This window comes from Streptomyces sp. NPDC041968, assembly GCF_055589025.1.
The window spans coordinates 1101594-1127719 of the sequence record NZ_JBVJCB010000001.1 but is presented as its reverse complement, the minus strand read 5'-3'; the positions used below and the strand labels follow the sequence as shown (position 1 = coordinate 1127719).

24 protein-coding genes and 1 pseudogene are annotated in these 26126 nt (G+C 69.8%); 15 read left to right on the top strand and 10 right to left on the bottom strand.

Going from position 1 to position 26126, the window contains the following annotated elements; genetic code table 11:
- Positions 1-50: 50 nt before the first annotated feature.
- The 4 genes from ACZ6EG_RS05085 to ACZ6EG_RS05070 are packed head-to-tail and all read left to right on the top strand — an operon-like array spanning position 51 to position 3560.
- Positions 51-857, top strand: coding sequence for an ABC transporter permease (locus ACZ6EG_RS05085; RefSeq protein ID WP_469601602.1), 807 nt, complete (start codon positions 51-53; stop codon positions 855-857).
- Positions 850-1689, top strand: coding sequence for an ABC transporter permease (locus ACZ6EG_RS05080; protein WP_469601599.1), 840 nt, complete (start codon positions 850-852; stop codon positions 1687-1689). Before ACZ6EG_RS05085 ends, ACZ6EG_RS05080 begins: the two co-directional genes overlap by 8 nt.
- Positions 1690-1694: 5 nt before the next feature.
- Entirely contained in the window at positions 1695-2690 is a 996-nt protein-coding gene (locus tag ACZ6EG_RS05075; protein WP_391968191.1) for an ABC transporter ATP-binding protein, read from the top strand.
- 33 nt (positions 2691-2723) lie between these two features.
- Positions 2724-3560, top strand: a complete 837-nt coding sequence (locus tag ACZ6EG_RS05070) for a DUF1707 SHOCT-like domain-containing protein (RefSeq protein WP_391968190.1) — start codon at positions 2724-2726, stop codon at positions 3558-3560.
- 37 nt (positions 3561-3597) lie between these two features.
- On the opposite strand, the gene ACZ6EG_RS05065 is transcribed toward ACZ6EG_RS05070, so the two are convergent.
- Complete coding sequence (locus tag ACZ6EG_RS05065) at positions 3598-4965, bottom strand: SGNH/GDSL hydrolase family protein (protein WP_391968189.1); 1368 nt, start codon at positions 4963-4965, stop codon at positions 3598-3600.
- A gap of 197 nt (positions 4966-5162) precedes the next feature.
- Between ACZ6EG_RS05065 and ACZ6EG_RS05060 the strand changes: the two genes are divergently transcribed.
- From ACZ6EG_RS05060 to ACZ6EG_RS05050, 3 genes are all read left to right on the top strand, one after another.
- Positions 5163-6602, top strand: coding sequence for a DUF445 domain-containing protein (locus tag ACZ6EG_RS05060; protein ID WP_469601594.1), 1440 nt, complete (start codon positions 5163-5165; stop codon positions 6600-6602).
- A gap of 99 nt (positions 6603-6701) precedes the next feature.
- Positions 6702-8231, top strand: a complete 1530-nt coding sequence (locus ACZ6EG_RS05055) for an MFS transporter (protein WP_391968187.1) — start codon at positions 6702-6704, stop codon at positions 8229-8231.
- Between the two features lie 31 nt (positions 8232-8262).
- On the top strand, positions 8263-8622 hold the full coding sequence (locus ACZ6EG_RS05050; protein ID WP_391968186.1) for a VOC family protein: 360 nt from the start codon (positions 8263-8265) through the stop codon (positions 8620-8622).
- A 19-nt stretch (positions 8623-8641) separates the two neighbouring features.
- Here ACZ6EG_RS05050 and ACZ6EG_RS05045 read toward each other — a convergent pair whose 3' ends face one another.
- Complete coding sequence (locus ACZ6EG_RS05045; RefSeq protein ID WP_391968185.1) at positions 8642-8944, bottom strand: hypothetical protein; 303 nt, start codon at positions 8942-8944, stop codon at positions 8642-8644.
- Between the two features lie 395 nt (positions 8945-9339).
- Here ACZ6EG_RS05045 and ACZ6EG_RS05040 point away from each other — a divergent pair, with 395 nt between their 5' ends.
- Both ACZ6EG_RS05040 and ACZ6EG_RS05035 read left to right on the top strand, forming a co-directional pair.
- Positions 9340-9813 (top strand): carboxymuconolactone decarboxylase family protein, encoded by a 474-nt coding sequence (locus ACZ6EG_RS05040; protein WP_391968184.1) that lies wholly within the window; start codon positions 9340-9342, stop codon positions 9811-9813.
- 213 nt (positions 9814-10026) lie between these two features.
- Positions 10027-10845, top strand: coding sequence for an SAM-dependent methyltransferase (locus ACZ6EG_RS05035; protein ID WP_391968183.1), 819 nt, complete (start codon positions 10027-10029; stop codon positions 10843-10845).
- 22 nt (positions 10846-10867) lie between these two features.
- Here ACZ6EG_RS05035 and ACZ6EG_RS05030 read toward each other — a convergent pair whose 3' ends face one another.
- The 3 genes from ACZ6EG_RS05030 to ACZ6EG_RS05020 form a co-directional block, all read right to left on the bottom strand.
- On the bottom strand, positions 10868-12451 hold the full coding sequence (locus tag ACZ6EG_RS05030) for a hypothetical protein (protein WP_469601587.1): 1584 nt from the start codon (positions 12449-12451) through the stop codon (positions 10868-10870).
- 202 nt (positions 12452-12653) lie between these two features.
- A complete protein-coding gene (tgmC, locus tag ACZ6EG_RS05025) occupies positions 12654-13853 on the bottom strand; it encodes an ATP-grasp peptide maturase system methyltransferase (RefSeq protein ID WP_469601584.1) in 1200 nt (399 codons plus the stop codon).
- On the bottom strand, positions 13850-14386 hold the full coding sequence (locus tag ACZ6EG_RS05020) for a hypothetical protein (RefSeq protein WP_469601581.1): 537 nt from the start codon (positions 14384-14386) through the stop codon (positions 13850-13852). Before ACZ6EG_RS05020 ends, tgmC begins: the two co-directional genes overlap by 4 nt.
- Before the next feature lie 189 nt (positions 14387-14575).
- Here ACZ6EG_RS05020 and ACZ6EG_RS05015 point away from each other — a divergent pair, with 189 nt between their 5' ends.
- On the top strand, positions 14576-15850 hold the full coding sequence (locus ACZ6EG_RS05015; RefSeq protein WP_469601579.1) for a transcriptional regulator: 1275 nt from the start codon (positions 14576-14578) through the stop codon (positions 15848-15850).
- Here ACZ6EG_RS05015 and ACZ6EG_RS05010 read toward each other — a convergent pair.
- Positions 15831-16493 (bottom strand): HAD family hydrolase, encoded by a 663-nt coding sequence (locus ACZ6EG_RS05010; RefSeq protein WP_469601576.1) that lies wholly within the window; start codon positions 16491-16493, stop codon positions 15831-15833. The two genes, ACZ6EG_RS05015 and ACZ6EG_RS05010, sit on opposite strands and share 20 nt — an antisense overlap.
- Before the next feature lie 164 nt (positions 16494-16657).
- Here ACZ6EG_RS05010 and ACZ6EG_RS05005 point away from each other — a divergent pair, with 164 nt between their 5' ends.
- Both ACZ6EG_RS05005 and ACZ6EG_RS05000 read left to right on the top strand, forming a co-directional pair.
- Positions 16658-17851 (top strand): GmrSD restriction endonuclease domain-containing protein, encoded by a 1194-nt coding sequence (locus tag ACZ6EG_RS05005; RefSeq protein ID WP_469601573.1) that lies wholly within the window; start codon positions 16658-16660, stop codon positions 17849-17851.
- Positions 17852-17853: 2 nt separating this feature from the next.
- A complete protein-coding gene (locus ACZ6EG_RS05000) occupies positions 17854-18630 on the top strand; it encodes a hypothetical protein (protein WP_469601571.1) in 777 nt (258 codons plus the stop codon).
- Here ACZ6EG_RS05000 and ACZ6EG_RS04995 read toward each other — a convergent pair.
- The 4 genes and pseudogenes from ACZ6EG_RS04995 to ACZ6EG_RS04980 all read right to left on the bottom strand — a co-directional run.
- Positions 18627-21773: a DEAD/DEAH box helicase gene (locus tag ACZ6EG_RS04995; RefSeq protein ID WP_469601691.1), complete on the bottom strand. Its 3147-nt coding sequence runs from the start codon at positions 21771-21773 to the stop codon at positions 18627-18629. The genes ACZ6EG_RS05000 and ACZ6EG_RS04995 overlap by 4 nt on opposite strands.
- Before the next feature lie 204 nt (positions 21774-21977).
- Positions 21978-22433, bottom strand: coding sequence for an SRPBCC family protein (locus ACZ6EG_RS04990; protein ID WP_391968176.1), 456 nt, complete (start codon positions 22431-22433; stop codon positions 21978-21980).
- A 79-nt stretch (positions 22434-22512) separates the two neighbouring features.
- Positions 22513-23550, bottom strand: a complete 1038-nt coding sequence (locus ACZ6EG_RS04985; protein ID WP_391968175.1) for an SEC-C domain-containing protein — start codon at positions 23548-23550, stop codon at positions 22513-22515.
- Positions 23551-23699: 149 nt separating this feature from the next.
- Positions 23700-24296: pseudogene (locus ACZ6EG_RS04980) on the bottom strand (MFS transporter); the annotation flags it as partial.
- Here ACZ6EG_RS04980 and ACZ6EG_RS04975 point away from each other — a divergent pair.
- The 3 genes from ACZ6EG_RS04975 to ACZ6EG_RS04965 all read left to right on the top strand — a co-directional run bounded on the left by ACZ6EG_RS04975 (position 24255) and on the right by ACZ6EG_RS04965 (position 25992).
- Positions 24255-24818: a winged helix-turn-helix transcriptional regulator gene (locus ACZ6EG_RS04975; protein ID WP_469601566.1), complete on the top strand. Its 564-nt coding sequence runs from the start codon at positions 24255-24257 to the stop codon at positions 24816-24818. The pseudogene ACZ6EG_RS04980 and the gene ACZ6EG_RS04975 sit on opposite strands and share 42 nt — an antisense overlap.
- Positions 24819-24874: 56 nt before the next feature.
- On the top strand, positions 24875-25186 hold the full coding sequence (locus ACZ6EG_RS04970; protein ID WP_391968172.1) for a DUF6412 domain-containing protein: 312 nt from the start codon (positions 24875-24877) through the stop codon (positions 25184-25186).
- Positions 25187-25278: 92 nt separating this feature from the next.
- A complete protein-coding gene (locus ACZ6EG_RS04965; RefSeq protein WP_391968171.1) occupies positions 25279-25992 on the top strand; it encodes a YidC/Oxa1 family membrane protein insertase in 714 nt (237 codons plus the stop codon).
- Positions 25993-26126 lie beyond the last annotated feature (134 nt).

Genomic DNA, 26126 nt, shown 5'->3' with positions numbered 1-26126 from the left:
TCGGCGTCGCACTAGGCTCCTGCGCTTCGGTGCCGGTCGGGGGGAGTGCGGTGGGCGTGGGCTCGGGGCGGTTGTACGTGGCCGTCGCGGCGGGGGGATTCCGACGGTACGCGACGTATCGGGTGGCCACCGCCGCCGGGGTGTTCACCAACACGGTCTTCGGGCTGGTGCTGGTGTACACGTACCTGGCCCTGTGGGACGAGAAACCGCAGCTCGGTGGTTACGACCAGGCGCAGGCGGTGACGTTCGTGTGGCTGGGGCAGGCCCTGCTGGCGGCGCTGGCGATCGGGGGCGGCGGTTTCGAGGACGAGCTGATGGAGCGCGTCCGTACGGGTGATGTCGCGGTGGATCTGTACCGGCCGGTGGATCTTCAGCTGTGGTGGCTGGCGGCGGACGTGGGGCGGGCGCTGTTCCAGTTGGTGGCGCGGGGGGTGGTGCCGTTGGTGTTCGGTTCGTTGTTCTTCCCGGTGGAGCTGCCCGGTGAGGTGTCCGTGTGGGCGGCGTTCCTGGTGTCGGTGGTGCTGGCGATGCTGGTGGGTTTCGCATTGCGCTATCTGGTGGCGCTCTCGGCGTTCTGGCTGCTGGACGGCACGGGGGTGAAGCAGATGGGGTGGATCGTGGGGCTGTTCTGCTCGGGGATGCTGCTGCCGCTGAACGTGTTCCCGGGTGAGCTGGGCGAGGTCGTGCGCATGCTGCCGTGGTCGTCGCTGCTCCAGGCGCCGGCGGACGTGCTGCTGGGGGGGGCCGGGGCGGTGGGGACGTTCGTCTTCCAGGCGGGGTGGGCGGTGGCGCTGCTGGCGGTGGGGCGGCTGGTGCAGTCGGCGGCGACGCGGCGGGTGGTGGTGCAGGGTGGCTGAGACGGCGCACGCGGACGGTCGGGGCCGGGTCGCGGAGGGGCTGCGGGTGTACGGCCTGATCGTGACGATGTGGGTGCGGTCGACGATGGCGTACCGGACGTCCTTCGTGCTGACGGCGCTCGGGAACTTCGCGGTGACGGCGCTGGACTTCGTGGCGATCCTGCTGATGTTCTCCCAGGTCGACGCGTTGGGCGGCTGGTCGCTGGCGGAGGTGGCGCTGCTGTACGGGCTGTCCGGTGTGTCCTTCGGGCTGGCCGACCTGGCGATCGGTTCGATGGAGCGGCTGGGCCGCCGGGTGCGGGACGGCACCCTGGACACGTTGCTGGTGCGTCCGGTGCCGGTGCTGGCGCAGGTGGCGGCGGACCGCTTCGGGTTGCGCCGGCTGGGCCGGGTGGTGCAGGGGCTGCTGGTGCTGGGGTACGCGCTGGCGGTCGTGGACGTCGACTGGTCGGTGGCGAAGCTGCTGCTGATACCGGTGATGCTGCTGAGCGGGGCGGCGATCTTCTGCGCCGTGTTCGTGGCGGCGGCGGCGTTCCAGTTCGTGGCGCAGGACGCCTCGGAGGTGTCGAACGCCTTCACCTACGGCGGGACGACGATGCTGCAGTATCCGCCGACGGTGTTCGCGCTGGACCTGGTGCGGGGGGTGACGTTCGTGGTGCCGTTGGCCTTCGTGAACTGGCTGCCGGCGTGCTACGTGCTGGGGCGGCCGTATCCGCTGGACCTGCCCCGGTGGGTGGCGTTCGCGTCGCCGCTGGTGGCCGTGGCGTGCTGCGCGCTGGCGGGGCAGGCCTGGCGGGCGGGGCTTCGTTCGTACCGGAGTACGGGGAGTTGAGGGCGTTGGCACAGGCGGTGGACGGCGTGGGGTCCGAGGCGGGCTACATCGAGCTGGTCGGGGTGGAGAAGGTCTTCGACGTGCGCAGGAGGACCGGTTTCCTGAAGCGGGAGCGGCGGCGGGTGCGGGCCGTGGACGGGCTGTCGTTCTCCGTGGCGCGCGGCGAGATGGTCGGCTACATCGGCCCGAACGGTGCCGGGAAGTCGACGACGATCAAGATGCTGACGGGCATCCTGACGCCGAGCGGTGGCCGGCTGCGGGTGGCCGGCATCGATCCGTCCCGGGAGCGGACGCGGCTGGCGCGCCGTATCGGGGTGGTGTTCGGGCAGCGGACGACGCTGTGGTGGGACCTGCCGCTGATCGACTCCTACCGGCTGGTGCACCGCATGTACCGCATCCCGGACGCCCGCTACCGCGAGAACCTGGACCGGTGCGTGGAACTCCTCCAGCTGGAGGAGCTGCTGGACGTGCCGGTGCGGCAGCTGTCGCTGGGGCAGCGGATGCGCGGCGACATCGCGGCGGCGCTGCTGCACGACCCGGAGGTGCTGTACCTGGACGAGCCGACGATCGGCCTGGACGTGGTCTCCAAGGCCAAGGTGCGGGGCTTCCTGCGGGACCTGAACGCGGAGCGCGGCACCACGGTGCTGCTGACGACGCACGATCTTCAGGACATCGAGCAGCTGTGCTCCCGGGTGATGGTGATCGACCACGGGCGGCTGATGTACGACGGTCCGCTCGCCGGGCTGCACGAGGCGGGGGAGAGCGAGCGCACCCTGGTGGTGGACCTGGAGCGGGAGTTGCCGCCGGTCGTGGTGGACGCGCCCGCGCGGGTGGTGCGGGTGGAGGGGCCGCGGCAGTGGCTGGCCTTCCCGGCGTCGGCGTCGGCGGCGGGGCTGGTGGCGCGGATCGCGGCGGAGTATCCCCTGGTGGACCTGTCGGTGCGGGAGCCGGACATCGAGTCGGTGATCGCCAAGATGTACGCGGAACGTTCGAGCGCGTAGTTTCCGGCGCGGTGACCTCGTAGGCTGCTGTACATGACCGACGACGCCCCGGAACTCCGCGCATCCGACGCCGACCGTGAACGAGTCGCCGAGGTCCTCAGGGACGCCCTCGCCGAGGGGCGCCTGGACATGACCGAGTTCGAGGAGCGGCTGGACGCCACGTACAGCGCCCGTACCTACGGGGAGCTGGCGCCGATCACCAGGGACCTGCCGGTCGGCGGGGGAGTCGTGACGCCCAAGGTGTCGATGACCAAGGAGCCGGCGGCGGACGGGGACTGGGCGGGCCGGGTCACCGGTGGCGAGGGGTCGTCGTCGTGGGCGGTGGCCGTGATGTCCGGGTTCCAGCGCAAGGGGCGCTGGACGGTGCCCAAGCGGTTCAACTCCTTCGCCTTCTGGGGCGGCGGGGAGATCGATCTGCGGGACGCGTACTTCGCCGAGCACGAGGTCGTGATCAACTGCGTGGCGATCATGGGCGGGGTCGACGTGATCGTGCCGCCGGGGGTCGAGGTGCTGGTCCGCGGGGTCGGCGTCATGGGCGACTTCGACCACCGGGAGTCCGGCGTGCCGGGCGAGGCGGGGGCGCCGCGCGTGATCGTGACCGGCTTCGCCTTCTGGGGCGGCGTCGGCGTCCGCCGCAAGCTGACGCGGGCGGAGAAGCTGCGGGCCCGGGAGGAGCGCCGGCAGGAGAAGCTGGACCGCAGGGCCGAGCGCGGGGAGGTGCACTCCTCCACCCGGGAGGAGCTGGCGGACGCCCACCACAGCATGATCGAGGGACACCGGGACATGGTGCGCGGGCTCCGCGACGAGCGCCGCGAGGAGCGTGAACTGCGCCGCGAGGAGCGGGACCGCCGCAGGCGGGACGAGGACTGAACCGCGTGCCGCGTCCGGCGGCCGGCGCGCGGGCCGGTCACAGCTGGATGGGCGCGGCGCCCTTCAGGTCGTCCAGGTCCAGGGTCCGGCCCATGCGCGCGTAGCCCTGGTCGCTGGGGTGCAGGTGGTCACCGCTGTCGTACTGGGCGCGCAGCCGGCGCGGGTCGTAGGGGTCGCGCAGGGCCTTGTCGAAGTCGACGACCGTGTCGAAGACGCGGCCCGAGCGGATCTCCTCGTTGATCTCCTGCCGCATCGTCTCGCGGGCCGGCGTGTGGCCGGCATGGCCGCCGAACGGCGTGATCGTCCCGCCGACTACCTTCAGCCCCCGGGCGTGGGCCTGGCCGGTCAGGGTGCGCAGGCCTTCGAGGACGCGGTCGCGGTCGGCGAGTTGCGGGCTGTGCAGGATGTCGTTGACGCCGATGAGGATGACGACGACCTTGGGGTTGGTGCGGCCCAGTACGTCCCGTTCGAACCGGCTCAGCGCGCTGGGGTTGTCGGCGGGCCGGCCGGACCTGCTGGTCAGGATGCGGTTGCCGCTGATCCCCTGGTTGACAACGCTGTAGCGGGGGGTGTCCCGCCCGCCCTGGGCCGCGTCGTGCAGGCGCTCGGCGAGGACGTCGGTCCAGCGGTGGTTGGCGTTGGTCTCGGAGCCGAGGCCGTCGGTGATCGAGTCGCCGAAGGCGACGACGGTGCCCTCGGCCTCGTGGCTCAGCACGTCCAGCGCGGTCAGGTAGCGCCAGTACCGGGTCTCGGTGGTGTAGGCGACGGCCGTGACGTCGGAGGCGCGGTCGCCCTCGGCGAGGTAGCTGATCTGCTGCGCGCGCGGGTGGTAGGTGACCGGGCCGGAGGGCACCGGGGAGTACGTGGTGACCAGGACGTCCGCGCCGTACGGGACGGCGAGGCGGGCGATGTCGCTCATCACCTGTCCGCCCGGCGGGATGACGACCCGGGGGCTGCCGGCGAAGGTGAGCCGGCGCATGGTGTCGGCGAGCGCGGCGGCGGTGTCGGGGCCCGCGGCCAGGGCGACCGAGGCGTGCGTGATGGTCAGCGGGGACTGCCCGTACAGGTTGGACAGGGTGATCCGGGCGCTGGTACCGCCGATGCTCGGGTGCACGACGTTGCGCACCGACAGGCCCGCCATGCCGGTGGTCTCGGTGCCCGGCTCGGCCGCCGCCGGTGCCGTGGACCAGGCGCCGACCCAGGTCCCGGTGGAGGCGGGGGCGGCCTCGCCCCCCGGGAAACGCCCGCCGGCGACCGGTGGGGTGCGGTCCCCGGTGCCGTCGTCGGCGGACGCGCCGACGTATATGGCCGCGGAGATCGCCACTATCAGGGTGACGATCGCCGCGAGCAGGGCACGGTGCTGGGTGGGAGGTGCCCCCGTACCTCCGTCACGACCCCGGGTCATGCTGTGCTGTTCTCCTCGGGCGAGGGGAGCCCGAGGCTCCGGTCCGATGACCCCATGATGCGTCATGGGTCGGGGAAAGGCCGTACGACCCCCGGGCGTTCCCCCTCCCGGACAGACGCCGGGAACTTGTGTTCCGTTCCGGGAGTCGGTCAGGAAGGGACAATGTGTGCGGGACGCAACAGTGAACGGTGGAGCGGATGGACAGCAGTGAAGCGGGACTTCCGGGTGGTTCCGGCGACACGGGCGGTACCGGCGGTACCGGTGCCACCGGGACGGGCGCGGGGACGGGCGTGCGGCCTCCCGTGACGGCCGGAGCCACGGCCTCGGGAGCCTCCGGTGCCCCCGGCGCTCCCGGTGCCTTCCGCGACCGGGCGATGACGTCCTTCAGCCCGGCCGACGAGGAGAAGCGCCGCGGCGTGCGCCGCATGAAGCTCACCGCCACCGGCCTGCTGCTCTTCGTCGCCGTGGTCTACGTGCTGGCAGAGTGGGCCGCCCACCGGGGCGCGGGCGCCTGGGCCGGCTACGTCGCCGCCGCCGCCGAGGCCGGCATGGTCGGCGCGCTCGCCGACTGGTTCGCGGTCACGGCCCTCTTCCGCCACCCGCTGGGCCTGCCCATCCCGCACACGGCGATCATCCCGAAGAAGAAGGACCAGCTCGGCGTCTCGCTCGGCGAGTTCGTGGGCGAGAACTTCCTCTCCGAGGACGTCGTACGGCAGCGGCTGCGCGCGGTCGGCATCGGCAGCCGGCTCGGCGCCTGGCTCGCCGTGCCCGAACACGCCGACCGGGTGACGGCGGAGCTGTCCGCCGCCCTGCGCGGCGCCCTCACCGTGCTGCGCGACTCCGACGTGCAGGCGGTGGTGGGGGAGGCGATCACCCGGCGCGCCGACGCCCAGGAGATCGCCCCCGGCATCGGCAAGCTGCTGGACCGCATCGTCACCGACGGCGGTCACAAGAGGGCCGTCGACCTGATCGTCTCCCGCGCGCACGACTGGCTGGTCCTGCACGGCGACTCCGTGATGGACGCCGTACAGGGCGGGGCACCCGGGTGGACGCCCCGGTTCGTCGACAAGCGGGTCGGCGAGCGCGTCTACAAGGAACTGCTGCGCTTCGTCACCGAGATGCGGGACATGCCCGCCCACCCGGCGCGCGGCGCCCTCGACCGCTTCCTCGCCGACTTCGCCTCCGACCTCCAGTCCGACACGGACACCCGCGCGCGCGTGGAGCGGCTGAAGACCGAGGTGCTGGGGCGCGGCGAGGTCCAGGACCTGATCGCGTCCGCCTGGACGGCCGTACGATCCATGATCGTCTCCGCGGCGGAGGACGAGCGCAGCGAACTGCGCCTGCGGGTCCGGGCCTCGCTGCTGTCGCTGGGCGCCCGGATGGCCTCCGACCCCAAGGTGCAGGGCAAGGTCGACGGCTGGGTCGAGGGGGCCGCGGTGTACGTGGTCACCACCTACCGCCGCGAGATCACCTCCCTGATCACGGACACCGTGGCGGGCTGGGACGCCGAGCACACCACGAAGAAGATCGAGGCGAACATCGGCCGCGACCTCCAGTTCATCCGCATCAACGGCACGGTCGTCGGCTCGCTCGCCGGGCTGCTGATCTACACGGTCTCCCGCATCCTGGGGGCGTAGGGCTGCCGCTGCGGGCGGCCCCGCGGCCTCCCGGCGCGGCGGGCGTGTTCCTCCCGGTGCAGGGCACAAGGGAGGCGTTCGCTCGACGGAGAGGGAGCCATGACAGCAGAATCGTCGTCGGCCTCGGTGCCCAACCCGACCGGTACGGTCACCACGGCCGTCCCCGCCCGCCTGGACCGGCTGCCCTGGTCACGGTGGCACTGGATGATCGTGATCGGCCTGGGCACCGTCTGGATCCTGGACGGCCTGGAAGTCACGATCGTCGGCAACGTGGCCGGACGCATCGCCGAGGACGGCAGCGGACTGGACATCAGCTCCGCCCAGATCACCGGCCTCGCCGCCGCCCTGTACGTGGCGGGCGCGTGCTGCGGGGCCCTGTTCTTCGGCTGGCTGACCGACCGCTACGGCCGCAAGAAGCTGTTCATCACGACCCTGGTCGTGTACCTGGCGGCGACCGCGCTGACGGCCCTGTCCTTCGAGTCCTGGTGGTTCTTCCTCTTCCGCTTCCTCACCGGCTTCGGCATCGGCGGCGAGTACGCGGCGATCAACTCCGCGATCGACGAGCTGATCCCGTCCAAGTACCGCGGCCGGGTCGACCTCATCATCAACGGCAGCTACTGGCTCGGCGCGATCGGCGGCTCCCTGCTGTCCATCGTCATGCTGGACACCGACATCTTCCCCAAGGACCTCGGCTGGCGACTCAGCTTCGCGCTCGGCGTCGTCCTCGGCCTGGTCATCCTCCTGGTCCGCCGGCACGTACCGGAGAGCCCGCGCTGGCAGTTCATCCACGGCCAGGGCGAGAAGGCCGACACCCTCGTCTCCTCCGTCGAACGGGAGATCGAGGAGGAGAAGGGCGAGAAGCTCCCCCCGCCGGCCGGTGAGATCACCATCCACCAGCGCAAGAGCATCGGCTTCGGCCTCATCGCCAAGACCGTCTTCGGCCGCTACCCGCGCCGCGCGGTCCTCGGCCTCTCCCTCTTCATCGGCCAGGCCTTCCTCTACAACGCCATCACCTTCGGCTTCGGCGCCATCCTCATCACCTTCTTCGACGTGCCGACCGGCAGCACCGGCTACTACTTCGCCGTCATCGCTGCGGGCAACTTCATGGGCCCGCTGCTCCTCGGCCACCTCTTCGACACGGTCGGCCGCCGCATCATGATCTCCAGCACCTACCTGCTCTCCGGCATCCTGCTCTTCGGCACGGCCTACCTCTTCGACCGCGGCTCGCTCACGGCGACGACGATGACGGCCTGCTGGTGCGTGGTGCTGTTCTTCGCGTCGGCGGGCGCCTCCAGCGCCTACCTGACCGTCTCCGAGATCTTCCCCATGGAGACCCGCGCGATGGCCATCGCCTTCTTCTACGCCCTCGGCACCGCCGCCGGTGGTATCAGCGGCCCGCTGCTCTTCGCCGACCTCACCGAGTCCGGGGTGGTCGCCGACACGGTCCTCGCCTTCCAGATCGGCGCCGGGCTGATGTGCGCGGCCGGCCTGGTGGCGGCGTTCCTCGCCGTGAAGGCGGAACGGCGCTCGCTGGAGGACATCGCGGAGCCGCTGTCCTCGGTGGGGGCGGGGTCGGGCGGACCGTCCGGGTCGGGCGAAACATCCGGCTCCGGGGCGGCGAAGGCGTAGCGTCGGCCCACCGACCGTCAGGAGCCGCCCGATGACCGTCCGCCGCATCGTCCCCAACCACCAGGTCGAGTCCGAGGAGCAGCTCACGGCGAGCCGCGCCTTCTACGGCCTGCTGGGCTTCGAGGAGGTCATGAGCATGGGCTGGGTGACGACCCTGGCCTCCCCGGCCAACCCCACCGCCCAGATCAGCTTCTTCACCGAGGAGCGCACCGCGCCCGTCGTCCCCGACCTGAGCGTGGAGGTCGAGGACGTCGACGCGGTCCACGCCCAGGTACTCGCCTCGGGCGCCGAGATCGTACGGGAGCCGCGGGACGAGGAGTGGGGCGTGCGGCGCTTCTTCGTCCGGGCCCCCGACGGGCGGGTGGTGAACGTCCTCACGCACCTGCCGTAACTCCGAGGGCTTCCCGGTCTCAGTCCCGCCGGTCGGCGACCGCCCAGGAGGCGAGTGCCACGGCACCGGCCACACCGAGGACGGCGGGCCACGCGCCCACCTTCTTGGCCAGCGGGTGGGAACCGGCGAAACCGGCCACGTACGCGGCCGTCAGCGCCCCGGCCGCCCGCCCGCCGGCCCGCTCCCGCCACTGCTGTGCCGCGGCCGCTCCGGCGACGGCGAGCACGGCCCCGCCGAGCTGCCGCTTCCTCGTCCAGCGGGCCACGCCGTACCCGCCGACGAGTCCGCTCGCGGCGACCACCGCGCTGGGTACCTTCGCCATGTCTGCCTCCTGCTCCTGTCGTTGCCGCACCGGGTACCGGGGCTTGCTGCCGCGCCGGGTACCGGCACCGAGGCTAATCCTCGACGAGGGCGGCGCTCGTGCCGGGGGCAGCGGGCACGGCGCACACGCCGGGGTGCGTCCGGGACGGCGACGGCCCACACCCGGCTGCCGGCCGACTCGCGCCGAACGGCTGAGACACGTCCGCGGCCCGTATCCGCCCGGTCACGTCCGCGCCCGTACCTCGTTGTAGCGGTGTACGCCCCCGCGCGGCGACGGCCCGACGGCTTCCGGCACGCAGCGCACGCCCACCCGACACACGCACACCAGCCCACGCCGACAACACCCGCCGCCTCCTACGCCCCCCACGCCCCCCACGCCGAAGGAACGGATGCACCATGAACGCTCGTCTCGACATCTTCGCCAACCCGCTCGCGGGCAAGTTCCTGCGCCACATCAACTCGGCCGGCAAGATCCTGACGGACTCGACGCTGCCGGCCGCGACCCAGGAACTGGTGAAGATCCGCGCCAGCCAGATCAACGGCTGCGGCCTCTGCCTCGACATGCACACCAAGGACGCCGTGGAAGCGGGTGAGACCGCGCCGCGCCTCCACCTGATCGCGGCCTGGCGGGAGGCGAAGGTGTTCACCGACGCCGAGCGCGCCGCCCTGGAACTGACCGAGCAGGGCACCCGCCTCGCCGACGCCGCGGGCGGCGTCACCGACGAGGCCTGGGCGAACGCGGCCGCGCACCACGACGAGGACCAGCTGGCCGCGCTGGTCGGGCTGATCGCCCTCATCAACGTGTACAACCGCGTGAACGCCATCACCCGGCAGCCCGCGGGTGACTACCAGCCGGGCATGTTCGGCTGACGGCCCCCCACGAATCGGCTGACGCCTCCACGAATCGGCTGACGCCCTTCACGACTCGGCGGGCGGCTCCCCCGGCGCGCGAACGGGCCGTCATCCGACCCCAACACCCCACGCACACCTGGGCGTCGACGTCACCCTTCTCACACCGTCCCGACGCCGGCGGCGCTAGGTTGGTGTCCGGATCACAGACGTCGACCCCGAGGAGACCCTGCCGTGCCGGACACCCACTCCGACCTCGCGGCCACCGAGGAGATACGGGCCAGGATCGACACCGCCACACCGCACTCGGCCCGCTTCTGGAACTACTTCGTCGGCGGCAAGGACCACTACGAGGTCGACCGCGAGATCGGGGACCAGATCAAGGAGATCTTCCCCGGCCTCGTCGACGTGGCCCTCGCCAGCCGGCTCTTCCTGGGCCGTGCCGTCCGGCACCTGGTCGCGGAGCACGGCATCCGCCAGTTCCTGGACATCGGCACCGGCCTGCCCACCGCCGACAACACCCACGAGGTGGCCCAGCGCGTGGCCCCCGACGCCCGGATCGTGTACGTCGACAACGACCCGATCGTGCTGGCCCACGCGGGCGCGCTGCTCACCAGCACCCCCGAGGGCAGGACCGCCTACCTGGACGCCGACCTCTACGACCCCGAGACCGTCCTGGAAGCCGCCGCCGGCACCCTCGACTTCTCCCGGCCGATCGCCCTGATCATCCTCAACACCCTCGGCCATGTCGCCGACCACGACCAGGCACGCGACCTGGTCCGCCACCTGGTGGCCGGCCTCCCGTCGGGCAGCCACCTCGTCATCAGCGACAGCACCGCGACGAGCGAGGGCATGATCGCCGCCTCCGCCGCGTACAACGCCAGCGGCGCGACGCCCTACTACGTCCGGGACGTCGAGGACATCGCCGCCTTCTTCGAGGGCCTCGACCTGCTCGCCCCGGGCGTCGTACGGGTCACGGAGTGGCGCCCGGACCCGGACACCCCGGAAGCGGTCGCCGTCGACGCGTACTGCGGGGTGGCGCGCAAGCCCTGACGCGGTGCGCCGCGCCTCCCCGTCACCCCGAGGCCAGTTGCTCCGCGATCTCCGCGATCCAGGAGGCCGTCTTCGCCGGGTCGTCGAGGCTCTCCGCCCACGCCTCCGGCTCCAGCTTGTGGTGGGCGGGGCCCGCCTTCAGCGCGACGAGGAGGGCCCTGGCGGACTCCCGCATCTCGGCCGTGGTGGCGTGGCTCCCGGGGACGGCGGGGCCCGCCGCCAGGTCGTAGATCCTGCGTGCCATGGCCTGCCGCTCGCCCTTCGACACCTTCTTCCAGAACTTCAGGGCGTGTTTCAGCGAGTCGGTGCGGGACGCGGCCTCCGCGGGGTCCTCGCCGCGCGGCGTCCAGCGGTCGGGGTGGCGGGCCTCTTCGTAGCGCTTCGTACCCGCGCGGCCGGCCTTGTAGGCGGTGACGCCGAGGAGGAGGCCGGCCCCGGCGGCGGCGAGGCCCCAGCCGACCGGGTTGCTCGCCAGCCCGGCCCCTCCCGCCGTGGCGGCGACCGCCGTCACGATGCCGGCCGCGGCCTTGGTGGGCTCGGCCACCGCGGTCACGGCGTCCTTGCCCATCTTGTAGCGCTGCTTCTTGGTCGCGTACCCGTGCACCGTGTTCAGGGTCTCCACGTCCTCCTCGGCGTGCTGAAGCCTCTGGGCGGCGTCCCGGGCGCCGTCCATCGCCTCCGAGGCCGCGTCGAGCGCCTCGGAGACGCCGTCGAGCCCGTCCTCGCGACCCCGGTCCCAGTACGCGTCCAGCGCTACGTACGCCCTGGCCGCGGCCCAGTTGGCCGCCTGGCGCTCCTCGTCCAGCCGGGCCAGCGACGTCTCGTGGACCAGGTTCGGGTCCCCGAGGTTCTTCAAATCCTTGTACTTGCCGGACGTCCTCCCGACGCGGACCGCCGCACGGGCGCCCTTCACCAGGCCGACGACCCCGCTGGCGACTCCACTCGCCTCGGACGCCAGCGCGGCCCCCGCGGCCCTGTGGAGCTTGGTCGCCTCCTTGGCGCCCGCGACGACGTAGCTACCCGAACTGGCGGCGCCGACGACCGCGTCGGCGCCCTTCATCCTGGACCTCCGGTCGGTCCTGTGGTGGTCGGCCCCCGGCTCGTGTCCCTTGGCCTCCTTCCTCGACTTGACCGCGTCCATACCGCTGACCACGGTCCCGGCGGCCTCGGTGAGGAAGTTGCCCGACGCGGCGGAGGTCCCCGAGGCGGCGGCGGAGTGCTTGAGCCCGTCGTTGACCGTGGCGGCGGCCTGCTGGGTGAAACCCGCGTTGGTGGGCACCTGGACGCCCTTGATGAAGGTGTCGATGGGTTCGAGATTCTTCTTGAACCGGTCGAGGTACCCGGCGATGACGTCCCGGTAGTTCCTCTTCGCCCGCGCGGCCGCGGCATCCCCCTCCGACGCCTTCCCACCCGCCGCCGCGCCCCTGGCCCGCTGCACCGCCGCGGTCGCGGCCCGGTTACCGACGCCGGCCTGCAACTCCAGCAGGGCATGCTCGGCCGAGGTCGCGGACGTACCCCCGGCCCGGCTCCGCTCCTGCCGCTGCCGGGCCGAGACCAGGACGGCTGCGGACGGCCGTGCCGGGGTGCGGTGGGCCGGGGTGCTCATGGGACACGCCTCTCCTGGACCGAGCCGGGCGAGGCGAAGGTAGCCGGGCGTGGCCAACGGGAGGGGTACGGCGGAGAAACTCGGCGCGGACACCGCGGCACGCGTTGAAAGGGAGCCGAGCCGGTCTGCCCCATCCGTGCGGTGGGACACCGTCGCGTCAGGCGCCCGTGCTACGGCGTTCCCTCCCTCCCCTGGACAGTCCTCACGACGCGATCAACGGGAGTGGAGGCATGCCCGGGTGCAACAACTGCTGTCCCTTGCTGTCCACTCGTAGGGTGAAGGCGTCCGGCCCAGGACGGCCCGCGGCGTCGAAAGCGTCGACGACCTGCTCGATCCGCTCCCACAACCGCAGCGGCCCGCCCTCCCGCACCTCCCATGTGTCACCGTCCATCGTGAGCGCGGCGGAGGAGCCGGAGACGACGTCGACCAGATGCAGGATCCCGTCGATGGTGACCAGCTGAGCGTCCGGCACCGCGCTTTGGGTGAGAAACCGCAGATGAAAAGCCTCTTCGGTCGCAGCCGTGAGCCGCTCCGGGGCGTGCCGCGCCGACCGGGGCGCTTCGGGTAGACCCGCGGCCCAGTCAGCCGGATTTCCGTACGCCGGTGCCGCGTGTGTCCGCGCGGCCGTGAAGGAGATGGTGCCTGGCAGCAGGGGACCCTCGGCGGTGCCGTCCGCGGCGACGGTGAGAAGGACGCGAGCACTGCCGTACAGCCACCCCGACAAGGGGAGCAGGATCTTTCCGCCTGGCCGCGTCTGCCTCAGTAGGGCGGAGGGAACGGCGCGGACGGAGCAGGCGGCCACGATCCGGTCGAACCAGGCTTCGGGCCAGTACCCGTACAGCCCGTCCGCCCGTGCCAGAGTCGGCGTGTAGCCACAGCCGTACAGCGCGTCGGCCGCCGTCTCCAGCCTGTCGGGATCGATTTCGACGCTGGTCACGTGGGACGACCCAAGCCGTTCACAGGCGAGCGCCGTCGAGTACCCGGCCCCCGTCCCGACCTCCAGGACCGTGTGTCCCTCGGCGACGTCGGCGTCCGACCACATATGCAGCGCCAGGGAAGGCAGCGTGGACGAGAAGGTAGGTGTTCCTCCACGCCGGACGGTGGGGTTCTTCCAATCGGTCTTCTCGCCGTCGATCTGGGTGATCAACGTGGTGTCCGAGTACGAGCTCGCCAGCCAGCGCCCGTAGTCGAGGTCGGGGGTGACCGGATCCCACACCGTCAGTCCCTGCTCATCGCGTGCGACAGCAGGCAGGTAGAAGCCGGGTACGAAGGCGTGGCGGGGCACCCCTTCTGCGACCGCCTGCCAGGCAGGCGCGAGCGGAGTCCCGGTTTCAGCGAAGGCCCTCACCATCGCGTGCCGCAGCGCGGCGGCGTCGTTGTCGAGGTCGGCGGGCATCGTCATGCTGTGCCACATCCTTCCGCGCTCAGAATGTCGGCGAACGCGTCGGTGATCGTCGGTGCGCCCAGACGTGCCCGCCCGTCACGCACCAGGGCGGTGATTGCTCGCGGGGCGCACAGATCGCCTTCGTACCGTGGCGGGACGACCCAGTACGTGCCAGGTGGCTGCTGGCGGTCGATGCGCGGAACCCCCAGGTAGGTGCCGTGACCGAGACAGACCGCGATGTCCTCGTACGCCCATACGAGAGCGGCGTGCGCCTGGATCAGCGCGTAGTACGTTCCGCCTGCCACTCGGCGGTCGTAAATGATCGACCCGCCGAGCAACTCGCCCAGAGTCACCGCCACGCGGTTCCTGTTCTGAGACCGGACAGCGGCGTGAACCACGCGGGCGGGCAAGCGCACAGCCCCGAACCGCTCGCCCAGGGGCAGTAGCGCGACGCTCTGGGTCGCCCACTCCCGCCGCGCCCGTTCCGGATCTGGGTCACTACGGGCGAGCCACTCGGAGATGACTCGATCGAGAGCGTCCTGTGTGTACACCGGGGCCTCCTGGACTCCGTCACGGTGAGGTACAGCGTCTAAGACTCCTCACCGGACGGTTCCGGAACTAGGGCTTCTAGAGGCCTCTGAGGGGGCCTTGACAGGACGTCGATGACAACCTGAGGGTGACGGGACGTCTCCTACCGGACTTATGTGGGAAGCTCGGCGTAGTCGTCAGCAGGAGGTCCCGTGTCCAGGCCGACAGGAAACATTCGGCTCAAGGCCGCACGCGTAGCCGCCGGGTTCAACTCACAGCAGGGCCTGGCCGACGCCCTTACGGAACATGCGCAGAGCATGGGCATCCGCGGCTTGTCCATCGGCGTACGACAGGTCCGTCGCTGGGAGTCGGACAACCCTCCGTGGCCGCAGCCGGACTGCCAGCGCGTCCTGGTGCACCTGTTGGGTCAGAGCTTGGAGGCACTCGGATTCGCTCCGCCGTGGGGAGCAAACGGCCCGAAGCCCGACCCTGTGCGTCGCACGCTGGACGTCGGGGGAGCCACGTTCCTGGGACGGGCGGTGACACCCGGTCGAGGAGGTGCGGCTTTTCAACCGACCACCGTCGGAACCGACTTCCAGGCGGTGACCAGGTCTCATCGTCGGCTCTACTGGTCGGTCGCGCCGGCCACACTGCACCCTGCCGTCCTGGCGCACGCGACGCTGGGCTGCGCCCTGCTCCCGGAGACGGCGAGTCCCACACGCGCTGTGATCGCGGCAGCGCTGGCGGAGACGTATCTCCTGGCGGGTCGGATCGAATTCTTCGACATGCGCGAGCCGAGCATGGCACACGAGACTCTTCTCCTCGCCCTCCAAGCGGCGGGCGAAGCCGACGACCCGATGCTTGGGTCGGCGATCATCGCGCACATGGCCTTCATCCCCGGTTGGGCCGGAGACCGCGACGCAGCCCTGGACCGCATGATCGCGGCACGCACCTACGCACGGCGAGCCGCGGCGTCGGCCGAGTTCCTGGCCTGGTTGGACGCCGTCGAGGCCGAGTGTGAGACCAGGTGCGGTGACACTCGCACCGCCCTGCATCTGATCCGCCATGCGGAGGACGTCCTGAAGGACGGTAACGAACACCCATCACCCGAGTGGATGGACTGGTTCTCCCCGGCCAGACTCGCGGCCTTCAAGGGCAACACCCACCTGCTCGCGGGCCACCTCCCGCAGGCCCGCGAGGCCCTGCTGGGGGCCCTTGAGGCCATGACACCAAGCGATGCCAAACAACGGACCGTCGTATATGGCGACTTGGCGTCGGTCGAGGTCGCGGCCGGAAACCCTGAGCAGGCCTGCTCATACGCTGGAAAGGCTCTCGATCAACTGGCCATCACGTGGTACGCGACGGGCATGGATCGCGTACGCGAAGTCCGTCGCGCGCTCACCTCTCACCAACATGAGCGCTGCGTCCGCGACCTGGACGACCGACTGTACGACTGGTCGACGACGGTCAGCGCTCTGAGCCGTTGAAGAGGGCGATCGCGTCGCTGAGTCCAGCGAGACTCTCGATGCGGAAGGTCGGCAGCTCCCGTGCCTCGGCGCTGTGCCACTGGATGGTGGCCCAAGGACCACGGCGCACGAGTGCGGTGTGCAGTCCCGCTTCGCGGGCCGGCCGGACGTCGTTGTCACAGCGATCGCCGACGTAGAGGATCTCACCGACGTCGAAAGGTGCCGCGTCGGCGACTCGCTTGAAGAACTCGGGGTCGGGCTTACTGGCGCCCCAGTCGTCGGACGTGCCGATCAGGTCGACGTCTGCGCAGAAGAGGTCGCGCAGGATCCGCCCTGCGCGGACGGTCTGGTTTCCCGCGATACCAAGCCACAGCCCATCAGCGCGAAGTCGCCGAAGGCACGCTCGGACGTCGTCGTACAGGTCGTCCTCGCCGAAGGTCTCCGCCTGCCCGGCGGCGGCCCTCTTCTCTCGCTCTTCGTAGAGGTCGAACCCAGGTCGAAACTCCTGGAAGACGTCGCGGTAGTCGCGGCCCTGAGCGATCACGGCGCCGAACATCGCGTGGAAGGTGTGCCGCGGCACCCCGAGCCAGTCCGCCCACGTCCCGTACTCCCGGGTCTCGTCCACGAGACACTCACCGACGTCGAAGACCACTGCGCGAATCATGGGGGCAGGGTACCGAGTGGTGCGTGGTGACACCGAGGGCGTCACCTCCAGCTAGCTAAGCGCCCGCATGGGCTTGTTGAGTCGAGCAGTGTAGGTACGACTAGTAGGCAGATCATTTGGCGCTTGTGGACTCCAACGGGCCTTTGATCGATACACTCCGAGGCATGACTGACCTGGACGAATATGTTGACGAGTCTGGCGAGGACGAGCAGGACCTCTCGGCTTGGGACGATGACGAGGCCGCGACGACGACGGTCGACTGGACAGTCGAAACAGTCGTGAGCCAGATGCGCAAGGGTCGCATCGACCTCAACCCGAGCTTCCAGCGCCGTGACGCATGGACGAAGGTCGCCAAGTCCAGATACATAGAGTCGTTGGTTCAGCGTTACCCAGTGCCGCAGATTGTCCTGGCGGAGGATCAAACGACGCCGGGTCGGTACATGGTGATTGATGGTAAGCAACGCCTCCTTGCGATCCGTCAGTTCTGCGCGGACCCGGCCGATCCTAGAGACGCCGATTGGCTGGCCGAACGTCTGAAGCTCACTGGACTGACGGAAACGAAGCAACTTAATGGCATAACTTATGACGTGATGCAGGAAGATTTTCCGGTCGAATCCGTTCGGTTTGAGAACGCCACTATCAGAGCCGTCCTGCTGCGTAAGTGGCACAGTCAGGACTTCCTTTACACAGTGTTCTATCGACTTAACTCGGGAAGTCTGAAATTGTCTCCGCAGGAACTGCGGCAGGCGCTTTTTCCAGGCGACTTCATGGACTTCGTCGATGAGCGTTCTGGGTCTAGCGTTGCACTCCGCGCGCTCTTGAACAAGAGCAAACCTGATCGTCGTATGGTCGATGCGGAACTGCTGCTCCGATTTCTTGCCTTCCACTGTGGAGTTCAGCCCTACGAAGGCAACCTGAAGAACTTCCTCGACGGTACGGCGAGAATCCTGACCAAATCTTGGAGTGCGGATTCGGGCGAAGGTGTCCGACGCGCCGCTGATGCGTTGGACGTCGCAATCGAAGCAACGCGTGAGGTTTTTGGTGATGACGCCTGTCGTAAGTACTCGCGTGGTCGCTTCGAGCGGTCGTTCAACAGGGCCATCTTCGACGTCCAGATGCACTTCATGGTCGATGCGGAGTTGCGGCAGTGGCAGTTGGAGCACGGGGACGACGTTAAGGCGGCTTTCCAGCTTCTGTGCGAAGAGGACCGAGCGTTCGTCGACGCGGTCAGCAGTACGACCAAGACACCGCTTGCGGTCAGGACGCGATTTGGTGCGTGGGGGCAGCGACTACACGCCCTGTCAGGCCTTGAGGCAAATCTGCCGCGTAGCGTGATCGTGCTGCCTGAGGTGTCCTGAACATGGCTGAGTGGGAAGCTGTCGCCCCCCTTGAGGCCAATGTTCTCGCTGTCGCCCGCGAGCTGCGCATGCTGACAGACGAAGGTGCTCTTGCGGACGATCCGGTCGAGATGACGGACGAGTACTTCGACGACGTCCGCGTGCGCGTGCGGGCGTTCCTGATCCTGTGTAGTTCAGAGCTGGAGGAGTTTGTCGAGTCTCAGTGCTTGGAGTATCTGGCTCGATGGGCTCGCGACGACAACAGTATGATGCAGCATCACTGCCTGCACGCGCTCACGATCCATTTCCGTCGGAATATCGGTAATCTGTTGGAAGGGCAAGGATATTTCGTTGACTTCTATGCCTCGCCTGCCCAGGTGAGGAAGATGAAGCCAGTGGGAGCCAAAGCTAAACAGGCGGACCTGTACGACGTTCCAATATTGAACCGAAAGACTCTGATCGGGCGAGTTAGTAACTGGTACAGAGATGATGTCGTGGGTGCCAGCCACGGAATCTCTGACATGGATCTTTGCCGTCTTCTTGAGCCGTTGGGATTCAGTAAGGTGTTGGTGCGCGAGGAATGTGCGAATCTCGTCTCCGCGCTCCGAAGTCTGGCCGCTGGACGGGGAGAGGCCGCCCACAGGTCGACGACTGCCGGTAAGTACCCGTTCCAGAGTCTTCCTAGCCCGATCTACCAGCAGATGTCCGTGGGGGATGCTTGGGCTAGGTGGGATGCGGTCAGAGACTCTCTCGGTGAACTCCGAGACCTCCTGGATCGGTCACTTTCGGCGGCTGATTAGCTGGCTGCGATGGCCGAGTACATCCACACGTCGGCCGGTAGTGGGTGTTCGAGGTGCCAGGTGATCGCCATCGGCTTGCTGCCGGTGTGCTGCACGTAGGTCGCCGGGCCGAGGAGCGTCCACGGCTGGGATTTTCCTATGTCTGTGTTCTTATAGCGGCGCATGAATAGCAGGACATGGCTGCCGCGACGCGCGTGCTGCTGGTAGCGCAGCCCCGTGAGCGAGTCGGCTGACGTCGCGTTCTGGGACTCCCAGTGGAAGAGCGTCGGGCTCACCGCGTAGTCCTTGTAGCGAATAGTGGGGGAGAAGTCCTTTTCGTTCTTCTCGAGGGTGACGAGGAGCGCGTCCGTCTGGAGCTCCTCGACCCACTGCACGCCCTGCGCGAAGGACCTCGGCATCTGTCCACCGAAGCGTGCGACGCCGAGCGCGGCCAGGATCTCCGACCGGTTGTACGCACTGTGGACCTTCAGCGGGACCTGACTGAAATGGCCGGACAGCGGGATCGGAAAGTGGTCCGCCTGCTCGATCACGTACGACAGCACCTGTCGGAGTTCATCCCGAAGCGCTCGCTGTGGGCGTAGGGCGGCGAGGCCCTCCTGGAAACTCGTGAAACCGCCGGCGTTGTCCCACAGATTGAAGAACAGCATGCGGGCGTAGGCCTGGTCGGTCGCTCCGAGTGCCTCGTACGGTGGGGCATCGTCTTCCAGGAGACGCGAGTAGCTCTGTGCACGCTGGGGGTCGTCGACGTGCAGAAAGGCGTGGACCCGCCTCAGTAGTGCCGTCTCACCCGGCGAAGCGGGTTCGGTGGGCAGCCCTGCTCGACGGAGGACGCTCGTCCAGGAGTTGTCACTCTTGTACAGCTCCTTGATCTCTCGGCGGCTTTCCCGGAGGTAGTCGGCGAGACGTGGGGTGCTGTATTCCTTGACCTCCTTCGCCAGCGTCTTCACCGTGGCCCCCAGCTGGGTCCTGATGTTGTCGAGGATCAGATCCTTCGCCTTGCCCTCCAGGAGAATCTGACAGCCGGACGGCAACTGCGGAAAGTCGCGTTCGATGTTGTCGACCAGCCGGTTCCGCGACAGGTTGGTCAGAGCCCGGAACTGCTCCTCGAAGCGGAACTCGGCTCGGTGCTGCCCGATGAAGTCGAGGACGGTAAGCACTGGCTTCGTCTGGGTTCGCCGCAGCCCTCGCCCCAGCTGCTGGAGGAAGACCGTCGCACTGTTCGTGGGCCGCAACAGAAGCAGGGTGTCGACGTCCGGGATGTCGAGCCCTTCGTTGAACAGGTCCACTGAAAAAATCACTTGCAGCTTGCCGCTGCGCAGGTCGGACAGCGCCCCGGCCCGTACGTCGGCAGGCGAGTCGCTGTCGAGCGCGACGGCCTGGAAGTTGGCCTTGCGGAAGAAGTCCGCCATGAAGTGGGCGTGCGCCTTGGTGACGCAGAATCCGAGCGCCCGCATGGTGCCCGGGTCGGAGACCTTGTCCCGGATCTGTTTGACGACGATCCGGGCCCGGGCGTCGTTGCCCGTGAAGAGGTTGCCGAGCTCTTGATCCGCATAGGAGCCCTTTTGCCAATGGAGGCCGGTCAGGTCCGTGCCGTCAGGGATTCCGAAGTAGTGGAAGGGGCACAGCAGGTCGTTCTCCAGTGCCTCCCAGAGTCTCATTTCGGCGGCGATACGCCCCTCGAAGAACTCGTCCTGGACGTTACGACCGTCCATCCGCTCCGGAGTGGCGGTAAGGCCCAACAGTTCCTTCGGCGTGAAGTGGTCTATCACCCGCCGATAGGTGGAGGCCGTCGCATGGTGGAACTCGTCGATGACGATGATGTCGAAGTGGTCGGGAGCCAACTGCTCCAGTCTCTGGACGTTGAGCGACTGGACGCTGGCGAAGACGTGGTTCCACTCTCGCGGGTCCGCGCCGCCGTGCAGCAGCTCACCGAACGAGGCGTCGTCCAGCACCTCGCGGTAGGTACGCAAGGACTGCCTGAGGATCTCCTTGCGGTGGGCCACGAACAGCAACCTCGGCCGAGGGCCCGTCGATTCCCGGTTCAGGCGTCGGTAGTCGAGCGCGGCCATCACCGTCTTTCCGGTACCGGTAGCCGCTACCAACAAGTTGCGGTGCCGTCCACGGAGGTTGCGCTCGATGTGGAGTCGCTCCAGCATGTCCCGCTGGTGAGGGAAGGGACGTACCTCAAGGCCGGAGAGGTTGATCTTCAGGTCGCTGGGCGATGTGGTCCCGCGCGCCTGGGCCAGTGCCCCGTCGAGGCGCTGACCGTGGCGGTCCGGGTCGTACGTCTCGAAGGCCGCGTCATTCCAGTACGCGTCGAAGGTCGCCTCGAACTTGTCCAGTACCGCAGGTGTGGCCACCGACGACAGGCGGACGTTCCACTCCAGGCCATCGAGCAGCGCCGCACGGGAGAGGTTGGAGCTGCCGATGTACGCGGTGTCGAACCCTGTCCTGCGACGGAAGAGCCAAGCCTTGGCGTGCAGCCGGGTTGAGCGGATCTCGTAGTTGACCTTCACGGTGGCGCCGAATTCGCGAACGAGCCGGTCGAGCGCGTGGCGGTCTGTGGCGCCCATGTACGTGGTGGTGATGACCCGGATCGACACACCGCGTTCCTTTGCGGCGCGCAGGGAGTCCTCCAGAACCCGGATGCCGTACCACTTCACGAACGCGCAGAGCAGGTCGATACGGTCTGCGGTGGCCAACTCGGCCCTCAGCTCCGATCCGAGGCTGAGGTCCTCCGGCGAGTTGGTGAGCAAGGACGTGTCAGAGAGCGGCGTGAGCGGACGGATCGCGTAGGCCCCGGGAGCCTCCTGCTCCGCCAAGGCCAGCAACTGACGAGGTCCCTCGACGATGGAGCTGACGGGCTCGAGGCCACTCTGCTCGCCCGTACCTGCGGCCAGCGACTCGAGTATGCGGTTCGCGAAGGGAACCCGCTGGGCGGCCGGGAGTTGGCTGAGGCGACGGGTCACCATGTCACCGATGTGCCGAGCCAGCACATGGGGCGAGGACTCCGCGCTGACCTCTGCGTCGACGGCCTTCCAGCCAGCGGCCTCTAGCCGCTCCAGCTCGCCGTGCACGCTGTCCGTGATGAGCTGCTCGTAGACCCCCGCGACCGGTTGCCCCGGTACCCCCGCTTCTCCCACCACGCCCCCTCGATCATCATGCCGACGTGGTTCAGTTCTAACAGGAGGCACTGACAGCCAGCTACGCCTTTGGTGACGGGCCGGGGTGCTCGCGGTGTGGGGCACAGCGGATGAGCAGAGCGTGAACACTTGTCCGGCAAGTGTTCACGCTCCTCCCTGGTCGGCACTTCGGCGGTCGGGCCGCGTCGTATGCGCTCGCGCTGCTCAGCCCCGCGACCCGTCCCCCAGGAACCCCTCCAACCCGTCCAGCAGCATCCCGCTGCCCTGTTCCGCCATGTCCCGCTCCTCTGCCGTCTCGCAGGTCTGGGTGAGGGTGATGACCGTGTTGCGGGGGCCCTCTTCCGTGAGGGTCATGGTCATCAGGGTCGGGTCGGGTCGGCCGGGGATGTCCATGCCGGTGACGAGGCGGCGGTTCTCGGTGACCTCGGCGTAGGTGCCGGTGAGGGGGAACTCGGCGCCGTCGGGGGTGATCACCGTGGACTTCCAGGCGCCGCCCGGCCGGACGTCCATGGCGACGGAGCCGGGGGCGGCGTGGGCCCACTGGGCGTACTGGTCGGGGGTGGTCCAGGCCTGCCAGACCCGCGCCGCGGGGGCGTCCAGGGTGCGGGTCAGGGTGTAGGTGAAGCCGCTCGCCGGGGTGGAGGTCTGCTCGGTGCTCATGTCGTCCGGTCTCCTCGGGTCGACGCCCCGCGTGTTCCGTAGGGCTGGTGCTCCGGTAGACGTCCGCCGGCGCGGATTCTCATCGGTCCGTGGCGGTGTCCCCTCCGTGGCACTGGGCGTACGGCCGCTGGGAGCCGCACCAGCACGCCGCCCCGCGCTGCGGCGGCCACGCCACCGCGCGGCCGCGGGCCGCCAGGGTCGTCGCGTACTGGGGGAGGAGGGACGGGTCGGACGGGGCCGCGCCCTCCGACGCCGCGAAGGCCTCGTAGGACGGGACGGTGCCGCGGACCACGCCCAGGTTGGGGGTGCCGGACGAGGCCAGTTCGCGCAGGGCCGCCTCTATCGTCGACAGGTGCTCCTCGTAGGACGGGTACTCGGCGGCCAGGGGCGGGTACGCCTCGACGAGTTCCGTCAGTTCGTCCGCCGGCCAGTGGAGCATCGCGACCGGGAAGGGGCGGGAGAGGGCCTCGCGGTAGGCGCCGAGTTCGGCGCGCAGGCGGGAGATCTCCGCCTGGAGGTCCGCCGGGTTGTCCGAGCCCAGCGACCAGACGCGCTTCGGGTCGTGCAGCTCGTCCAGGGAGACCGGCATGGTGTGGAGGGTGTCGGCCAGGGCGTCCCACTCGTCGTGGGCCAGGCCCAGCATGCGGCGGACGCGGTGGCGGCCGTAGAGGAGGGGGTGTGTCGAGTACGGGGGCTCCGCCACGTCCGTCAGGAGCAGGCGGGCGCCCTCCGTGAACGTCTCGTGGGCCGCCTCCAGCTCGTCGTGGGCCTCCAGGGCCTCGGCCACGATCACCCAGGGGGCGGGGTCGCGCGGCGCCGCCGTGCGGACGCCGTCGATGATCGCCCTCGCCTCGGCCTCGTGGTCGTACTCCCACAGGTTCGAGGCCTTGAGGGCACGGATCAGGGACGGGTTCTCCAGCGCGGAGGCCCCGGAGGCGGAGGCCAGCAGGCGGTCGTAGAGCTTGGTGGCGGCGGGGCGGTCGCCGGACAGTTCCAGGTGGGCCGCGGCGCGCAGGAGCAGTGCTTCGGCGTCCTCGGGGTAGAGGCCGGCGGTCCGTTCCAGGCGGGCCGCCTCGGCGGTGTGGTCGACGTTTTCGGCGGGCGTGTCGGGGCGCATGGATGACACCGTACTGCCGAGAGGTGACGAAGGTGAGGTATCCGCAGGCCAGGGGCTCGGGCAGGCAGCGCGGCCGTGCGGACGCCCCACCCGGGGGCCGGTGACAGGTCCGGATCCGCTCACGTCCGGGACCGCAAGGTGCCGCCCGCTCAGCCCCGTTCCCGCAGCACCGCCACGAGTATGCCCGCCGCCACCGCCAACCCCGCCGACACCCACAGCGCCACGTCGGTGCCGCGGCCGGGGCTCCCCGTCGACGTCACCAGGGCGATGGTCAGCGCGACCCCGGCGCACGAGCCGATGTAACGGAACGTCTGCTGGGCGCCCGAGCCCATCGCGGCCCGCGCCGCCGGTACCGACTCCACCGCGAGCAGGGGCAGCGCCGCGTTCAGCAGGCCGCTCCCGACGCCGGCCAGGACCAGGCCGGGCAGCATCCGGCCCCAGGAGCCCGCGTCGACCGCGCCGAGCATCGCCAGGGCACCCGCCGCGTGCAGGGCGAAGCCGACGGCCAGTTGCCCCCGTGGGGGGAGACGGTGGGCGAGCCGGCGGGCCTGGAGCGCCACCGTGAAGGAGAGGCCGGACCAGAGCAGGAACAGCCAGGCGGTGTCCATCGGGGACAGCCCGAGCGCCCGCTGGAGCAGCGCCGGCAGATAGCTGAAGAGACCGATCACCGAGAGGCCCATGAACAGGCCGCCCGCGGAGGACGCATGGCACTGGGCAAGGACTATGCGGCGCAGGAGTGCTCGATCGCCCGCGCGCTGAAGGTGGTCGGCGAGCGGTGGACCCTGCTCGTGATCCGCGACGCGCTCTACGGCGTCCGGCGCTACAACGACTTCCTGGTCCACCTCGGCATCCCGCGCGCCGTCCTGGCCAACCGCCTCCAGACGCTCACCGCCGAGGGCATCCTGGAGAAGCGCCGCTACCAGCAGTCGCCGCCGCGGGACGAGTACGTCGTCACCGAGCGCGGCATCGCCCTGTGGCCCGCCCTGCGCGCGCTCGGGATCTGGGGGCGCGAGCAGCTCGGCGGCGAGCCCATGCGCACGTTCTGGCACGCCGACTGCGGCACCGAACTCGACCCGCACGGTGTCTGCCCGGCCTGCGGGACCACCGTCGCCGTCCGCGACATCGACATGGAGCCCGGCCCCGGTCTCGACCCGGACCCGGCGGACCCGGTCAGCCGGGCGCTGCTCGGACGGCGGCGGCTGCTCCGGCCGATCGAGGTCGAGCAGCCCTCGCGGACCGCTCCGGCGCAGGAGCGGGCGCCGCGGTAGGTCCTGTATAACTGGGGACGACTGGGCCCCATGCGTGGGAGAGGAAGGGGTGGCCGATGACCCGGAACCGGGCCGTCCTGCGCCCCCTGCTCGTGCTGCTGCTCGTGCTCCTCCCCGTCGCCCTCGTCGACGTCGGCAGCCTCTCCGTCACCGTCGCGCTCGCCGCGACCGCCGCGGTCGGGTCCGCGCTCGCCGTCTGCGCCGTCATCGCCGCCCGCTGCGCGCCCGCCGTGCCGCGCACCCGGGTCCGCACGGCCCTCAGGGACCGGGACCTGCGTACGGCCTTCCTGCCCCAACGCGACCCCGACGCCCCCGGCCGCCGCCGGCCCCGAGCGCCCGGGCGCGCCCTCCCGGCGACCGCCGCGTAGGGCACCCCTTCCACACGAGGCAACCCCGCGCGGGTCGTGTCGTCATGCCGTCTTCCCACCCCGGCACGACGAGACCCCCGGAGGGCTCACCCATGTCCGTCTTCGCCAGCCTGGTCGATCACCTGGCCGACCTGCTCCAGCCGCTGTTCGGCGCCTCCGCCGCGGCCGCCGCCATCGTCCTGTTCACCGCGCTCGTACGGCTCCTCGTCCATCCGCTGTCCCGGGCCGCCGCGCGCGGACAGAAGGCGCGTACCGCGCTGCAGCCGAAGGTCGCCGAACTGCGCCGCAAGCACGCGAAGAACCCCGAGAAGCTGCAGCGGGCCGTACTCGAACTGCACGCCGAGGAGAAGGTGTCGCCGCTGTCGGGCTGCCTGCCGAGCCTGTGCCAGGTGCCCGCCTTTTTCCTGCTCTACCACCTGTTCTCCAGCTCCTCGGTCGGCGGACAGGCCAACGAACTGCTCTCGCACCGACTCCTCGCCGCCCCGCTGGGCGGGCGGTGGGCCGACGCGCTCGGTGACGGCGGGATGACCGGCGGCGCCGGGCTCGTGTACGTCGTGCTGTTCGCGGTCGTCGCCGCCGTCGCCACCTTCAGCTACCGGCTCACCAAGCGGACGATGGCCGACCGGCCGCTGCTGCCCGCCGGGGACGGGGAGGCGGTGCCGGGGGTCGGCGCGATCACCAGGGTCATGCCGTTCCTGTCCTTCTTCACGCTCGTCACCGTGGCCGTGGTGCCGCTGGCCGCCGCGCTGTACGTCGTCACCAGCACGACGTGGAGCGCCGTCGAGCGGGCCTTCCTGTACCGGTGAGGCGTACGGGTGCGGCAGGGGCGCACGGCCTGGCTACGGTCCAGTACGTGAACGGGGTATTGCGGAGTGGACCCCGACCTTGGACGATCGACCAGTCCTCCGATGGTTGTCGCGTCACTGCCGCACCCAGGTCG

Coding starts and splice junctions, on each gene's coding strand:
- ACZ6EG_RS05070 (WP_391968190.1), top strand. CDS start 2,724: ATGACCGACGACGCCCCGGAACTCCGCGCATCCGACGCCGACCGTGAA.
- ACZ6EG_RS05065 (WP_391968189.1), bottom strand. CDS start 4,965: ATGACCCGGGGTCGTGACGGAGGTACGGGGGCACCTCCCACCCAGCAC.
- ACZ6EG_RS05060 (WP_469601594.1), top strand. CDS start 5,163: ATGGACAGCAGTGAAGCGGGACTTCCGGGTGGTTCCGGCGACACGGGC.
- ACZ6EG_RS05055 (WP_391968187.1), top strand. CDS start 6,702: ATGACAGCAGAATCGTCGTCGGCCTCGGTGCCCAACCCGACCGGTACG.
- ACZ6EG_RS05050 (WP_391968186.1), top strand. CDS start 8,263: ATGACCGTCCGCCGCATCGTCCCCAACCACCAGGTCGAGTCCGAGGAG.
- ACZ6EG_RS05045 (WP_391968185.1), bottom strand. CDS start 8,944: ATGGCGAAGGTACCCAGCGCGGTGGTCGCCGCGAGCGGACTCGTCGGC.
- ACZ6EG_RS05040 (WP_391968184.1), top strand. CDS start 9,340: ATGAACGCTCGTCTCGACATCTTCGCCAACCCGCTCGCGGGCAAGTTC.
- ACZ6EG_RS05030 (WP_469601587.1), bottom strand. CDS start 12,451: ATGAGCACCCCGGCCCACCGCACCCCGGCACGGCCGTCCGCAGCCGTC.
- tgmC (WP_469601584.1), bottom strand. CDS start 13,853: ATGACGATGCCCGCCGACCTCGACAACGACGCCGCCGCGCTGCGGCAC.
- ACZ6EG_RS05010 (WP_469601576.1), bottom strand. CDS start 16,493: ATGATTCGCGCAGTGGTCTTCGACGTCGGTGAGTGTCTCGTGGACGAG.
- ACZ6EG_RS05005 (WP_469601573.1), top strand. CDS start 16,658: ATGACTGACCTGGACGAATATGTTGACGAGTCTGGCGAGGACGAGCAG.
- ACZ6EG_RS05000 (WP_469601571.1), top strand. CDS start 17,854: ATGGCTGAGTGGGAAGCTGTCGCCCCCCTTGAGGCCAATGTTCTCGCT.
- ACZ6EG_RS04990 (WP_391968176.1), bottom strand. CDS start 22,433: ATGAGCACCGAGCAGACCTCCACCCCGGCGAGCGGCTTCACCTACACC.
- ACZ6EG_RS04985 (WP_391968175.1), bottom strand. CDS start 23,550: ATGCGCCCCGACACGCCCGCCGAAAACGTCGACCACACCGCCGAGGCG.
- ACZ6EG_RS04975 (WP_469601566.1), top strand. CDS start 24,255: ATGGCACTGGGCAAGGACTATGCGGCGCAGGAGTGCTCGATCGCCCGC.
- ACZ6EG_RS04970 (WP_391968172.1), top strand. CDS start 24,875: ATGACCCGGAACCGGGCCGTCCTGCGCCCCCTGCTCGTGCTGCTGCTC.
- ACZ6EG_RS04965 (WP_391968171.1), top strand. CDS start 25,279: ATGTCCGTCTTCGCCAGCCTGGTCGATCACCTGGCCGACCTGCTCCAG.